11 protein-coding genes are annotated in these 13,953 nt (G+C 51.8%); 8 read left to right on the forward strand and 3 right to left on the reverse strand.

All coding sequences use genetic code 11. From position 1 onward, the window contains the following. The first annotated feature begins 226 nt into the window (after positions 1–226). Together AC5S26_RS17100 and AC5S26_RS17105 are read left to right on the forward strand one after the other, a co-directional pair. The gene (locus AC5S26_RS17100; protein ID WP_494186141.1) at positions 227–826 is read left to right on the forward strand and encodes an HD domain-containing protein; all 600 of its coding nucleotides are present in this window, start codon (positions 227–229) and stop codon (positions 824–826) included. 57 nt (positions 827–883) lie between these two features. Beyond that, positions 884–2,338, forward strand: coding sequence for a catalase (locus AC5S26_RS17105; RefSeq protein WP_494186142.1), 1,455 nt, complete (start codon positions 884–886; stop codon positions 2,336–2,338). Positions 2,339–2,638: 300 nt separating this feature from the next. Here AC5S26_RS17105 and AC5S26_RS17110 read toward each other — a convergent pair whose 3' ends face one another. Then, positions 2,639–3,688, reverse strand: coding sequence for a glycosyltransferase (locus AC5S26_RS17110; protein WP_494186143.1), 1,050 nt, complete (start codon positions 3,686–3,688; stop codon positions 2,639–2,641). A gap of 1,206 nt (positions 3,689–4,894) precedes the next feature. Here AC5S26_RS17110 and pqqA point away from each other — a divergent pair. After that, entirely contained in the window at positions 4,895–4,975 is an 81-nt protein-coding gene (gene pqqA, locus AC5S26_RS17115) for a pyrroloquinoline quinone precursor peptide PqqA (RefSeq protein WP_494186654.1), read from the forward strand. Between the two features lie 810 nt (positions 4,976–5,785). Here the strand turns inward: pqqA and AC5S26_RS17120 are convergent. Then, positions 5,786–6,343 carry a cupin domain-containing protein gene (locus AC5S26_RS17120; protein WP_494186144.1) on the reverse strand — a complete coding sequence of 186 codons (558 nt, stop codon included), beginning with the start codon at positions 6,341–6,343 and terminating at the stop codon, positions 5,786–5,788. 114 nt (positions 6,344–6,457) lie between these two features. Between AC5S26_RS17120 and AC5S26_RS17125 the strand changes: the two genes are divergently transcribed. Both AC5S26_RS17125 and AC5S26_RS17130 read left to right on the forward strand, forming a co-directional pair. Next, positions 6,458–7,045 carry a TetR/AcrR family transcriptional regulator gene (locus AC5S26_RS17125; protein ID WP_494186145.1) on the forward strand — a complete coding sequence of 196 codons (588 nt, stop codon included), beginning with the start codon at positions 6,458–6,460 and terminating at the stop codon, positions 7,043–7,045. A gap of 1,430 nt (positions 7,046–8,475) precedes the next feature. After that, positions 8,476–8,760 (forward strand): helix-turn-helix domain-containing protein, encoded by a 285-nt coding sequence (locus AC5S26_RS17130; RefSeq protein ID WP_494186146.1) that lies wholly within the window; start codon positions 8,476–8,478, stop codon positions 8,758–8,760. Between the two features lie 189 nt (positions 8,761–8,949). On the opposite strand, the gene AC5S26_RS17135 is transcribed toward AC5S26_RS17130, so the two are convergent. After that, on the reverse strand, positions 8,950–9,291 hold the full coding sequence (locus AC5S26_RS17135) for an RHS repeat-associated core domain-containing protein (RefSeq protein WP_494186147.1): 342 nt from the start codon (positions 9,289–9,291) through the stop codon (positions 8,950–8,952). Between the two features lie 1,005 nt (positions 9,292–10,296). Here AC5S26_RS17135 and AC5S26_RS17140 point away from each other — a divergent pair. From AC5S26_RS17140 to AC5S26_RS17150, 3 genes are all read left to right on the forward strand, one after another. Beyond that, positions 10,297–11,034 (forward strand): SDR family oxidoreductase, encoded by a 738-nt coding sequence (locus tag AC5S26_RS17140; RefSeq protein ID WP_494186148.1) that lies wholly within the window; start codon positions 10,297–10,299, stop codon positions 11,032–11,034. Positions 11,035–11,990: 956 nt separating this feature from the next. Then, positions 11,991–13,628, forward strand: a complete 1,638-nt coding sequence (locus AC5S26_RS17145) for a GMC family oxidoreductase (RefSeq protein ID WP_494186149.1) — start codon at positions 11,991–11,993, stop codon at positions 13,626–13,628. After that, on the forward strand, positions 13,525–13,932 hold the full coding sequence (locus AC5S26_RS17150; protein WP_494186150.1) for a DUF892 family protein: 408 nt from the start codon (positions 13,525–13,527) through the stop codon (positions 13,930–13,932). The genes AC5S26_RS17145 and AC5S26_RS17150 overlap by 104 nt, the downstream gene beginning before the upstream one ends. Positions 13,933–13,953 lie beyond the last annotated feature (21 nt).

Below are 13,953 nucleotides of genomic sequence, written 5' to 3' on the forward strand. Positions count from 1 at the left end.
ACATTCATAGAGACTAGCGCATTCAAGGAGATCATTCATGTTTCTCAAACATCACAAAAGTTCCAAGAACACTCCTTCCGCCTCACTTGTCGGATTTTCCGAAGCCGGCCTACCACTGGGTGGTTCCAACCTTCCGATAAGCTTTCGCCGTCCACTGACTATGATTAAGGTTCCGACGCCGGCTGCGCAATATCAGAGGGTTCAAGCAGGAGTCCCCGATAGCAAAATGACGCGCGAAGCTACAGGGTTGCTCCGCGAGTTTAGCACGCCCCTCCTTTTCAATCATTCGCATCGAGTGTTCTTCTGGGCCAACGAACAGGGCAGACAGTCGGGATGGAAGTTCGATGTTGAGTTGCTCTTTCTCTGCGCCGCATTTCATGATCTCGGGCTATTGAAAACATTCCGAAGTGAAACCGATCGTTTCGAGGTCGATAGCGCAAACGCAATTCGTCAGTTTCTCGAGCATCATAAAGTTCCTAGCTATCGGATTCAAACAGCATGGGACGCGATCGCTCTCCATACGACCCCTGGTATCGCGGCTTACAAGGCGGTTGAAGTGGAGCTTCTCTATAACGGGGTTGGCCTCGATGTTCTAGGTATCGGATACGATGTCTTTCCAAAGGACATTCGAGAGAGGGTCGTTGCGGAATATCCGAGGACTAACTTCAAACGGGGCATAGCAGAAGCCTTTTTCGGCGGGTTTGGGTATAAAGCCCAAACGACGGAAGCCACCTGCAATGAGGATATCTGCTCACATTTCATAAGCAACTACGAGCACAGCGACTTCTACGACCAAATTCAAAAGTCGCCATTCGAGAATTCCTAATAAAGGCCTGAACATCGTGCCTTTAATCTAACCCAACGATCCTTGCAGGAGATAAATATGAAAAAGCTAACAACGGAGTTCGGTGCACCCGTGGTGGACAACAATAACATCCAGACTGCGGGACGGCGCGGACCAGCACTTCTTCAAGATGTTTGGTTCTTAGAGAAACTGGCCCGCTTCGATCGCGAGGTAATTCCTGAGCGACGTATGCACGCGAAGGGCGCTGGTGCTTATGGTACTTTCACCGTCACCCATGACATCACCAAATATACGAAAGCGAAACTCTTCTCTGAGATTGGCAAGGTCACATCGATGTTTGCGAGATTTTCTATTGTAGCCGGTGAACGCGGTGCTGCGGACGCGGAGCGTGACATCCGTGGCTTTGCTCTTAAGTTCTACACGGAAGAGGGGAACTGGGATTTGGTTGGTAATAATACCCCGGTGTTCTTTCACCGCGACCCCTTGAAATTTCCAGATCTTAACCATGCAATCAAGCGTGATCCTAAAACCGGGATGCGCAGTGCGCAAAATAATTGGGACTATTGGACTCTGTTACCGGAGGCACTTCATCAGGTGACCATCGTGATGAGCGATAGGGGAATTCCCCGATCGTACCGGCACATGCATGGGTTTGGCAGTCACACGTACAGCTTTATCAACGCTGGGAGTGAGCGTTACTGGGTCAAATTTACATTCAGAACGATGCAGGGCATCGAGAATATCACTGATGCAGAAGCTGCAGAGGTTGTGGGCCGCGACCGCGAAAGCAATCAACGAGATTTATACGACAGTATCGAGCGAAAGGATTTTCCGCGGTGGAAACTCTTTGTGCAGATTATGGAAGAGAAAGACACTGTTTCGTACCACATCAATCCGTTCGACCTGACCAAGGTATGGCCACATAACGACTACCCTTTGATTGAGGTCGGGATCATGGAGTTGAACCGAAACCCGGATAATTTTTTTGCGGAAACTGAGCAATCGGCGTTCTCTCCTGCGAACGTTGTTCCGGGCATTAGTTTTTCACCAGACAAGATGCTCCAAGGGCGGCTTTTTGCGTATAGCGACGCACAACGCTATAGGCTCGGGGTTAATTTCAGCACCATTCCGGTCAACGCTCCCAGGTGCCCGTTTCACAGCTATCACAGGGATGGTCAGATGCGGGTTGATGGGAATTTAGGAGGTACTACTAGTTATGAACCAAACAGCACAGGTGAGTGGCTAGAACAACCAAACTACGCCGACCCGCCTCTTGCGATCGACGGAGTCGCGGATCACTGGGATCATAGGGTCGACGAGGACAACTACTCCCAAGCGGGCAATCTCTTCCGTTTGCTGAAGCCGGATGAACAGCAAAGACTCTTCTGGAATACCGCTAGAGCTCTCGGTGATGCCAGCGAAGCAGTCAAGCAAAGGCACGTCGCAAACTGTTCCAAGGCAGACCTAGCGTATGGCGCAGGGGTTGCCGAAGCAATCAAACTGATCGCCGAAGGTTTGCCTCACCCGGCTTGAACGTGCGCTTCACCCGCTATCAGACGAAGTGTATTCGGTTCGATAACGTGTTGGGGATAACGCAGTTGGGTAAGGCGAGAACAAAGGCACGGCTGCTCACGTGTCTGTCAGGATCAGACAATTAGTTTCTTTGGGCTGCAGCCACGGACAGCCGGTCCTTGCAACAGTATCATCTGCACATTTTAGTGTGGACACTTCGCTTTGATTGCATCTATGCTTTGCCATAGATATCTGCCGAGGAACGCTGTGCTTCTGCTCTTGAATGCAACAGAGCCCTCAGGCTACCCATTGTTATAACTTTTAACTTAAAGCCTTCCTGAACGCCTCTTCGAGAACGTCTGCAGCCACGTCTAGCCCGCGGGTCCGAGCGATCAGAGCCCGAAAGTAATCCGCCTTGGTTTTGTAGCCTGAATTTCTTCGAACTTTTTGGATTAGCTCAGAGAGGGCTTCTGCGGTCAAACAGCCTAAATTTAAGGATTCACCCACCCCGTGATATGCGATTCTAGCTGCAATCCCCGGCTGATCGAATGCGTGCGGAATCGCGATCATAGGTACTCCGTGCGCAAGCGATTCAAGCGTTGTATTCAGACCGGCGTGCGTGATGCAAAGTTCCGCACGCTTCAACAATTCGATCTGAGGAGCTACGGGAACGACAATGGTGTTCGATGGAATCGTGCCGAGGTAATTAGGGTCGACGTTGTGGCCTATCGAGAGCACCATCTGGACACCAGGGAGATTTGCTACTGCTTGCAGGATAATTTGGTACACATTGTCGCCCTCGTTCACAAGTGTCCCTAAAGATGCGTAGATGAGGTATTTGCCTGTCAGTTTCTCCCAAGGGAAGGGCACTGGCTTTCGTCCTTCATCGTCATGGAAGGGGCCAGCATAATGAAATTGACTTGGCCAGGGAATGCCAGGAAAGTCGAACTCTCTGGGTGTTTGCGAGATGATGGCGAGTTTCGAAGAGGTTGCGGTGGGATCGGTCCAGTCGATCTCAAGCCCCACCTTGTCCGCGTAAGAGATGGCGACTGCTCTCATATCCGCAGAAACTTCCTTGATCTTTCGAAGTCCTTCCATATTCCTCACGCGGCCTTCCGGAGTCGGATCGTAGGGCCAATCGAATAGGGAGGCAGGCGTCGATCCCGTGAAATCCATGTGATGCACGTTCCAGATTTGTGCATAGGGTATGCGCAAATGGATCGGTACCAATTCAAGTCGATAGGTAGTGTCGAATGCAAAGGCCTCAATGTCTGTCTTCGCCAACACCTCCGGAAGGTGCTCCAACCCCGCCTGGGAAAGTCCAGGTGTCACATTCTTGTACCAATATCGGATGACGTCCCAGCCGTGCATTTCTGGCCATGTCGCCTAAAACTGCGGTGATAGATCCTGGGGGATATTCCTTTTCGCAAAAGGGAACGAAGTTCAAATCTGCGGCTTGAACAATGGGGCCAGCGTCCAGAACAGAGATGAACGAGATCTCATGTCCGCGCGACTGAAGTTTGCGCGCGAGCGCTGTCATGGGGTTGAGGTGCCCAGAAAAAGGCATGCAAACAAATCCAATTCTCATATTGCAAGCAAACCTGACGAACCTGATCCGCAGAGGATGAAGACGTAATGTGGTTTCAAACTAGAATTAAGTGTCTCCTGGTTGACGCGTTCTGCGAATGCTGGTGCATTAGACCGATTCATGTTTGCAAGCGTAAAGGATCTAGCAAACGCTTGCCGGACGATAAACACCTTATTGCCTATTAATTGCTACTAATTCAGATGAGTAGCGATGCATTCAGGCCCGCACAGATCTGACGAAAGTAACCTAACCCCAAGAAGCCCTCTTAGTACAGCACGGGCCTTCCAACACATCACGCCACAGAACTTCGTCGATACTCCTTTTCTATTCCGTGAACATATAGCAGGCCTGCTGCCATCAGAGCGGCCTGGTACCTCCCGCTTGATTTCGCTTGCTATATAAAGGCCCCGTACTGAGGGAGGATAAGGATGACTGCCAATTATTAAGTTCCGGTAGACAGTTATACCTATCGGCGGGAATAAATTGCGGCACCGCGCGTTCATATTTCTAGCAATAGAATGGACCATCAACGATTCGACCTAACTTGGTCGTCATTTAATGGCCCACCCGTAAATTTCTTCCACCTTCAAGCCATAAGAAGTACCGTTCAATCAAACACTAGTTTGATTCTTGTGATTGTTTATAGGAGATAGTGTGCACCGCCCTCTCCCGACTTCAGCCAACCATAAGTAGCTGGTTATAACTCACTATTCGAAAGAAGAAAATGTGTGAAGAGTATCCGTTTCGATAGCAAGGGATCCGTCATTGATGGACCCTCCATCGTGAATGGAGTGGGTTTACTGGGGTTCGGGATACCACATCGTCAACCTTCCGGGTACTGGAAACAACAAGTTGTTCGCCTTTAGCCTTCCTAATTAGAAGAGGCGGAACAAGTGGTATTTGTTCCCACAACTACAACGCGCGTGCGGTCCCCACTGGAAGGAAAACGTAAAACCGAAACATGAACTTTTGGAGAGTGAGAAATGAAAATGAATGTATGGACACGTCCTGGTTTTGAAGAGGTGACATTGGGCTGTGAGATCAATTGCTACGCACCGGCGGAATTGTAGCCGCTGCTTGTTCAAAAGAACGCGGGAAACCATTCCTGGTCTCCCGCGTTCTTCCTGAGTTATGAACTTCGTTTTTAGAGAGTAGCTTGAGCGCAAGCTGAATCTCGCGACCGGAGGTTGGCGAGGTAATCGTTCCAAAGGTTCCGCTCTGGTTCATCCTATTGCTTCCTGGTGTGGGACATCGGTACTCACCTTTGCTCAGATACGGAACGGAGCCCCGTCCGTTCTGCAAGTGAGGCTCTAAGAGCCGAAATCGCTCGAGAGCCAGCTTTCGCTCGATCTCGGACCGCGCTGCGAACGTCTGCACGGCCACAGCCTACGACAAATGATTCCACAAACCACAATCTGGGCTCCGAACAGGATATCGAGATCGCGGTGAATGACAATTTAGGGCTTTGAAAGTTGCGCTGACGCGATACCCCTTACTGAAACAGGGTAGGAAGATCGCGCCCTCCAAAGTGCGGCGCTGCCCACCTTAGATAGAACTCCTCAGCTTATCCTGCACGCATTGGCGGACGCAGCACGTGCGAGCAAATAATGCGCGTTGAGCTTTCAACATCGAGAGCGATCTCGAGGCCATCGCAGACTACATTGCGCCAGACAATCCAATGCGCGCGCGAGCTTCATTCGTGCAATGCGCGAGGAACCCCGTCTCGTCGGCCAGAATCCTTTGCTCTATCAACTTCGGCCGGAGATAGGTGAAGACGCACGCCTGGCCGTCGTCAGCCATTAACGTGATCTTGTTCCATATCGTCGGTGAGGTGGTATGGATAAAAGCGAGTGATCTTCCTTCGCACCTTACAAGTTCAGTTAGAAAGATGAATTTGCATCCTCCTCGACCGCAAAGGGAGAGACCGGTTCACCGGGAAAGCGCAGTCCAAACCGTGAGACCAGACCGGGCACACTGGAAATATCCATCTCCAAACCATAGCGCTCGCAGAGATTGGTAAGGAGCTTTGGTTCGGCTTTAGTCGTTCCCCCAAGATCGTCCAGCTCGCGAAAGTACTGCTCGAATCCGGCAGGCGAGATAATCTCAAGAATCCGCGCGGGTTTGTCGCTGGCGTTCCAGAATGTATGCCACTGGTTACGTGATTTGAAGATCAAGTCCCCAGGCTTGCCGATCCGCACCTCGTCACCGAGCAGCGCGCCGATCTGGCCCTCCAGGACAAAACTGTATTCGTCCTCGCGCGCATGCCTGTGCAGTGGGGCAGCCAGTGCATACGGTGACATCGGGTGCTCGACGAGCGAGAAACCGCCTCTTGAGTCGGAGCCATCGATCATGAAACGCACCCCGATACTTCCCAAAAAACCGAGCCTCCCGTCACGCGGACCCAGGACCCTTGCTGCCGTTTTCTCTACTGTTTCCATTGGTACCCTCCTTGATTTGGTAGTACGCTACTGACTAACCAAACATACGCAGAACTGTGGGGGGTGTCAATATTGGATGTACAGTCGTGTTCTATCAAAAAGCGCACCTACCGAATGAAGAAACGCGCCGAGACGGAAGAACAGACGCGTCTGCGAATTACTGAGAGTGCCGTCAAACTCCATGGAAGCCTGGGCCCTTCCCACTCCACGGTCAGTGCAATCGCGGAACACGCAGGCGTTCGCCGGGCAACCGTTTATCGCCATTTTCCCGACGAGAGGGCCATTTTCACCGCCTGTAGTACGCACTGGGCAGAGGTTAACCCACTGCCCGTCCTCGGGCAGTGGGCAAGCGTGGAAAATGTGGACGAGCGCCTTAGGGTTGCGTTGCGCGACCTCTACGCCTTCTACGCGCGCACAGAGCGGATGATGTTCAATATCCTGCGCGATGAGGAGACCATGCCCCTCGTCAAGGAAATGCTAACTGGTTATCGCCGGTTTCTTAGTGGCGCGTGTGAGATTCTAATGAAAGGCCGAAAGCTTAATGGGCCAGCACGGCGTCGTATTCGTGCCACGATCGGCCATGCACTTGCGTTCCAAGTTTGGCGTTCCCTAGTGGTCGAGCAGGGGCTTGATGGCGCATTCGGCGCCCGATTAATGTGTACCCTGGTTGCGGCAGCAAGCAACCAGGAAGCACGAGAGTGAGTTGGCCTAAGCGCTCGACCGGAACAATTCAACAGCCGATCAAAACCAGTGACGCCGTCCACCCGCGCGATCTTTATCGCATCTTGGAATCAGCAGCTTCGAGTATCCCGACCAATCGCCCAATGCCTGTGAAGTACATTGGTCTGCTGCCGGCCACACCGGAGGCTATACGCGATGCGGCCAGAGAGGCAGAAATGAAATCGGTTCTTCAATTCACGGGTTTCAATTGAGTATCTCCGGATGGGCAGTTCCTCCTGGAGGGGACGACGGATTCAGCAACTGAGCTTGCTAGCCGCTGGAGGCAGCCTGCTTTAGGGTATGAGCCATAGTCGGGTTAGGGAGGTTTTCTGCCGAGATTGAGGATGTAATCGCCGAAGCGGCTGATGTGCTCGATAAGGTAGGCACTGAGAGGCGATGGTGTCTTCAACACCGTCTCTCCCTTTTATTCCAGGTCTTGGACAAGTCGGGTTAGTGGCACAGGTCATGGAAGATGAGGCAGTTGGCCAACAGGTGGCTATTTAAGTGTCTTCCTCTGCTCATCGCGGCCGTTTTCAGAGATGATTCCTTTCGCAGCCGAAGAAGGTCCACTTGAGGAAGCGGTTGTGGCCTCACTCTTGTTCGTGGCACCCTGGATGGTTGAGCGCAGCTGCACGTGCCTCCTCATCACCTTGAGACATTTATGCAACTAGCTCTCGTGAAATATTGGAGATTCTTGAGGTAAGTCGCTTTTTAAATTTGGTTCACGGGTACAGCCGTAACGAGGTTGCTGATCTCGGTCCGCCATGAGTCGATACAGCAAATTGCGCATCAAAGACTATTGGGATACATGATGTCTGTCAAACCTCCAGGTGAAAGCTCGATCGATGCATGTGTACGAGGCGCTTCAGTACGACGATCATCGAGCAGTGGTCTTGGGTGGGAGAGCATCGCAGTCGAACACCATCTCATAGATTCAAGCGAAAAACCACAAGCCGCTATATCTCATCAAATAGTCTCACTCGCATCGGGATTGAAAGTTTCATCTGGAGAGTTCGTTCGGAATGGACGTCGTTTGCGATATGCAAAAACTCCTGGTGCGATTAATCTCTACTCGGAGGGAGTTGTTCCCGCTGTCTATCCATCTACGCAAATAGACATGATATTGTGTGCGCTGGACCCGGTATTTGTTGAAGGAGTGTCCGCAGAGCAGAAGTCACCGTTCGCTATCAAACTTCGAGACCGAACGAATTTTCATGATGAGCCAGTCGGCGCCCTCATACGCCTTATAGAAGGCGAGGCCAAGTCGGGCGGAGCCTCGGGTCGTCTCTATCTCGAACCATTTAGCCTTTGCACTTACGCTGCGTCTTCTCAACCTTGAAATGAATAAGGAAGATCTGCCTCGTTCGAACAATCCTTTATCGCATCCTCGTCTGAAGCGTGTTGTAGAAAGAATGGAGTCGGCTCTGGACAAAGATCTCGACCTCCGGACACTGGCGGTAGAAAGCGGCTACAGCACAACCCATTTTCTGAGGATGTTCCGGGCAGCTACGGGATACACTCCATACCGGTACTTGTTACAACTCCGAGTGGCGAGGGCTCAGACAATGATGAAGCATAGGTCGGTCCGTTTGATCGATGTTGCCCTTGCATGTGGGTTTTCAAGTCACAAACAGTTTAGCCGCGTGTTTCGACAGGTCATAGGTGTTAGCCCAAACGACTATCGTCGTAGGCTCTAGCGGGAACCCTCAGCGCGCTCATGTGTAACGTCGACTACGTCGCTAGCGAGAAGGCGGTGATTCAGACAATACTCAGGGCTCGCTGCAGGAGCCAACCACCGCTTACATCCCTAAGTTTTATTGCCGAGTACGGCCCGGACTTAGGCGACTTTCGTCGCCGGAAATCACGGCTCGGTTTGAAGGTATTGCTCAAACTGAATGATCTCCGGACGCTACGCAGGAACCCAATTCCCTCGCACAAATCTGATCGAAATCCTTATCTGATACATCGCTACAGTGACCATTCTGATCGCAGACGTGGTAACTCTCACCATCTGGATCAGAATAGAGAAGAGGATTGTTTCGCGCGTAAGCGCATCCGTTCCATCCCTGGGGATCACCCATGTGCTCAAATCCAGTTGCACCACCCGGATCAGGTGACATAAATCGGCCCACCGTTGATGCGTAATACCTTGCACCAAGATCATCCAGCCCTGAATCGGAGTTTCTTTGCGGTATAACGGGACTCGACCGATAGACTAGCCAACTCAAGAGCCACTATTGTCTCGATTACGCATCGTTATGGCGAAGAACACTGCATTTGCCCCGACAATGAATACATAGTCAATGAAGACTCCCCTTTGAACCGGGCCTGTCGTCAACGGGCCGAAGCTCGAAAGAATCACGATTAACGTGAAGGGGCGGGTTAGTGACACTACGAAGGATGAATGTTCCATCATTGGAAGCAACTCTCTCTCTGCGTGCGCGAGGTAGATCTGAAAGTGTGGACCACTGTAGATCTCACGCTCCATCCTGTAGACCTGACGTCGTAGAAGATCTCTTGGTAGGTCATTGCGGATCCCGCTTTTGAAGGAGATAACGGGTATGCTCGAACGCATGGCTATAGTCTTCCGCTTCTTCCCAGAGCAAAGGAATCACACCGGCAAACCCACCAAGCATTCATCAAAAGTGATAAGCAAAGAACGATGGTTGGGGCTGGGCATCATGACCACATCATGCACGCAGTAGTAGGCTCATGTGATCTCTTTCGGCAGCAGGTTCATAGCGTCGATATGTCTGGACCGCAGTTCGGCCAAGTCTCCTTCGCTCTCCGCATACTGGAGCAATATCGGAAACCCGGATTCAATGGAGGCTTCAACCTCGGTGCGCAACGCCGCGCCTCTGTAAACCGAAGAGTCTTCACTGGGTGGCCAAGCTCGAAGAGGTGGCCATTCACCTCATCCAACTTTTTCCAGGGCCGTTTGATCCACACCAGAGTTACCCCTGGGAAGTTGACCGTGGCAACCGCTTGCTGCAAAGTGGCTGCAAGGCTTTGTTCAGAAATGTAAGCCGTCATCTTGCTGATCTAATTCAGTCCTGACAAATACATCGAGCGTGGTAAATCAAGCCAAAACTTATTGGCGCATATTTTGTTAAATAAATCGCCGTTTTCGGAAGAATCACTTAATGTTGCTCGCCATCAAATAAATGGAGCATATAAATTGACTCCCACCCCCGGGGAACCGGGGGGCATCATTACGAAAGGACGGTAAGAAGATGAGCAGCAATAACAATAGAGTTGCAATCGTTACAGGTGCCTCAAGGGGAATTGGCGCGGCCGTTGCGGAGCGTCTGGCAAGTGATGGTTTCGCCGTCGTCATGAATTATGCGACGGCTGCAAAACCTGCGGATGAGCTGGTCAAAAAAATAAAAGGGGCCGGGGGCAGGGCTCTCGCCGTCGGCGGTGACATCGCTGACCCTAAGGTCGCGAAGGATCTTTTCGACCAGGGTGAGAAGACCTTCGGTGGTATCGACGTCTTGGTAAACAGCGCGGGCGCAATGGTTATCGCACCCCTTACCGCAATCGATGACGCATCGATCGACAAGCTTCTCGACGTCAACATCAAGGGATCACTCTATTGCATGCGCGAAGCCGCGGGCCGTATGCGCGAGGGAGGCAGCATTATCAATGTGTCGTCCTCAGTCACCAAATTGTTGCAACCTGCCATGACGGTCTATGGTGCCACAAAAGCTGCGATTGAAGCCATTACCGGTATTCTGTCGAAAGAACTTGGAGACAAAAAGATCCGCGTCAATGCAGTCGCGCCGGGGCCGGTGGCTACGGATCTACTCAAAGGCGCGCCGAAGGAGTCTCTTGATCACCTCACAGCCATGACTCCGCTTAAGCGCCTTGGTCAACCTGCAGACATCTCCTCTGTGATCTCTTTTCTGGCCGGAACCGAGAGTGGCTGGGTGAACGGTCAGACTATTCGGGTGAATGGCGGCATCATCTAATTAACTTAACGTGAGCGCTATCTGTTATGGGATTCGCGCGTTGGGCTTTTGCAAGCAGTCAAGTCGAACGGCATGATTGGTCTTCCACTGATCTGGGAGCCACTGGGATATTTGGCGCTGGATAGCGTTGGCAGGTTGATCAGCAACTGGGTGAGGTAGAGTTGAGGGTCGACGTCATGCCTGCGGCTGTCGTTACTCCTTTACTTATAGAACGGTTTTTTTGATTTACAGACAGGTTGCGCTATTCCTAAAGGTGTAGAAATTTGCCCTAGCCTGTAGAAATATTCCTACAACCAGTCGAACGATTGCACGTGCGTTTTTCATGGCAGGAACCACCCCAGAGGCGTAGTTCGGACGGCGGGATAGAATACCGACTGGCAGGTTGCCAGCCTGTAGCGAATGCTCAAGTTGCCATACACGAAATTTCGATTGTGAGGCGGTCATGAGGGAATATCGCAGTCTTCCGAAAACTTGTTTCCTGAGAACCATGATTCGCGTCAGGCAGTTCTTGGTACAGAGTTTTCCTACTTGTCAGTGCCAATCCCAATGAACAGGAAAGTGCCAATTAGTCCCAATCCTCGATTGGGGGACCTATTCGACTCTAAGATACCTTGGGCTGAAGCAAAGGATTCTGTCAAAACTTTTGCATGCCTTTTCTGTCTTGATTCCGCTGAATCTCGACATCTCCATTCACCTCACGCTCGTCGCTCTAGCGCTGAGCGTCAACGATGTCAGGTCATCTCCGTCGAGATCGTCGAAGCAGCCAGGGATAGTCTTGTCATCGGGACAAGTCTGAGATTCTCGCCGCATACGACAAATAATTCCTCACGCTACACCCTACTACTACCGCAACGAGCCGATATTTCCAAGCGGTTGCAATTTGGCGTTGCAAAGCATCTAGACTTGGGAATAAATGGCACTCGGAAATCGTCCTATTTTATATAGGAGATCTATTCATGAGAACCCCAGAGATTGATTCACATCTTGAACAGAATGCCCGCGCGAGTTTCACAGAGGAAGTACGGTTCAGTCAAGAGAAGCTCACGGCCGAACTGAAACCCCAGTACGACTTTATCGTGTGCGGATCAGGCTCCTCCGGCTCGGTGGTGGCTCGTCGCCTTGCTGAAAATCCAGATGTCAGTGTGCTCCTGCTGGAAGCAGGCGGTAGTGACGATATGCCGAGCGTGACCGAATCGCTCAGGTGGGCTGAGAATCTTGGGACCGAGCGCGATTGGGGCTTTGTGGGCCAGCCCAATCAGAACCTCAACGGGCGCGCCATTCCGCTTAGTATGGGTAAGGTTTTGGGCGGGGGATCGAGCATCAACATTATGGCCTGGGCACGCGGACATAAGACCGATTGGGATTTCTTCGCGTCCGAGTCGGGCGATCCAGCATGGAACTACGAATCGGTGCTTAATATCTACCGCCGGATTGAAGATTGGCAGGGCGCACCAGACCCCACACGTCGCGGAACAGGCGGATTGGTTTTTGTGCAGTCTGCCCCGGAGCCGAATCCAATCGCTCCGGCCATGGTGGAGGCGGCACGTTCCATCGGAATGCCTGCCTTTGACAGTAACAATGGCGCTTTGATGGAATCCGATGGTGGCGCATCTCTCTTCGATTTGCGAATACGCGATGGAAAGCGCCTCTCTATCTTTCGTACCTATGTGTTCCCCTTTATGGACCGGCCAAATCTAACGGTACTTCCTCACGCAATGGTCACCAGGCTTACATTGGAGGGCAAGCGAGCTACGGGTGTGGAGATTGCGTATGAAGGAAAAGTACAACGCATCCGTGCGGGGCTTGAAGTTGTTCTGTCGCTGGGCGCAATGAACACGCCAAAAATTCTGATGCTCTCTGGCATCGGCGATCAGAGTGAGTTGCAACGTTTGGGAATACCCGTCGTTCAGCATCTTCCAGGTGTTGGGCAGAATTTTCAAGATCATGTTGCTATTGGATGTATTTGGGAATACCAGCAACCTCTTCCTATGCACAACAACGGGGCGGAGGCTACCTTCTTCTGGAAGAGTGATTCTAGCCTCGACAGTCCTGATATTCAGACTTGCCAGGTTGAATTACCGGTGTGCAGTGCGGAGGCAGCAGCCAGATTCAAGCCACCCATCGGTTCCTGGGGATTGAGTGCAGGGGTTGTTGCTCCGAAAAGTCGAGGCCAGATCCGTCTCTCTGGAGCAAACCCTAATGATCCTCTTCTCGTCGACCCCAATACTCTGGCCCATCCAGATGATCTGAAGGTCGCTATCACATCCGTAAAACTTTGCCGAGAGATTGGTAACTCTGCACCTCTTAGCCCACACGTCAAACGCGAGGTGATGCCTGGCAACTTAAATGGGGCAGAGTTGGAGAGCTTCGTTCGCGAGGGAGCTATCACTTATTGGCATGGAACGTGTTCTGCCAAGATGGGACGTGATTCAATGTCCGTAGTCGACGGCAATCTTAAAGTCTATGGGATCGATAACCTTCGCATCGCAGATGGATCGATCATGCCGCGCGTCACCACCAGCAACACAATGGCTCCCTGCGTCATCATCGGCGAACGCGCCGGAGAGATCCTGCAGGTTGCACATAAACTCTAAGATTTCGGAGGATGAAGAAGGTGCGTCAGTCGATTCCGGAATTGTCGGAGCGGCGCTTCGAACGGAACACTATGAGATCGCTGGCTATACTACCGCAATCGAGATGGCGGACGCGCTCGCCTTGAGAAATGTTTCGGCGCTTCTCACGAAGAATTTAAAAGAGGAACAGCAGGCGGCAGCAAAGATTTTGGCCGCAGCAAGAGTCCGCGAATCAGCCCGAAGAAGGACCTCAGACGGGCAAAGAAAAGTACTCTGCCCAAAAGAGCCGGGAAGACAGGCTCCTGCACAAGCGTCTATGAACTAACTAGGCTACCAAATGATCCCG

It is taken from the genome of Edaphobacter sp. FHG110511_03 (assembly GCF_059115365.1).

Excerpts from the sequence above, each read along its gene's own strand:
- pqqA (WP_494186654.1), top strand. The coding sequence starts at position 4,895 with ATGAATGTATGGACACGTCCTGGTTTTGAAGAGGTGACATTGGGCTGT.
- AC5S26_RS17105 (WP_494186142.1), top strand. The coding sequence starts at position 884 with ATGAAAAAGCTAACAACGGAGTTCGGTGCACCCGTGGTGGACAACAAT.
- AC5S26_RS17110 (WP_494186143.1), bottom strand. The coding sequence starts at position 3,688 with ATGCACGGCTGGGACGTCATCCGATATTGGTACAAGAATGTGACACCT.
- AC5S26_RS17125 (WP_494186145.1), top strand. The coding sequence starts at position 6,458 with ATGAAGAAACGCGCCGAGACGGAAGAACAGACGCGTCTGCGAATTACT.
- AC5S26_RS17145 (WP_494186149.1), top strand. The coding sequence starts at position 11,991 with ATGAGAACCCCAGAGATTGATTCACATCTTGAACAGAATGCCCGCGCG.
- AC5S26_RS17130 (WP_494186146.1), top strand. The coding sequence starts at position 8,476 with ATGGAGTCGGCTCTGGACAAAGATCTCGACCTCCGGACACTGGCGGTA.
- AC5S26_RS17140 (WP_494186148.1), top strand. The coding sequence starts at position 10,297 with ATGAGCAGCAATAACAATAGAGTTGCAATCGTTACAGGTGCCTCAAGG.
- AC5S26_RS17120 (WP_494186144.1), bottom strand. The coding sequence starts at position 6,343 with ATGGAAACAGTAGAGAAAACGGCAGCAAGGGTCCTGGGTCCGCGTGAC.
- AC5S26_RS17100 (WP_494186141.1), top strand. The coding sequence starts at position 227 with ATGACGCGCGAAGCTACAGGGTTGCTCCGCGAGTTTAGCACGCCCCTC.
- AC5S26_RS17150 (WP_494186150.1), top strand. The coding sequence starts at position 13,525 with ATGGATCGATCATGCCGCGCGTCACCACCAGCAACACAATGGCTCCCT.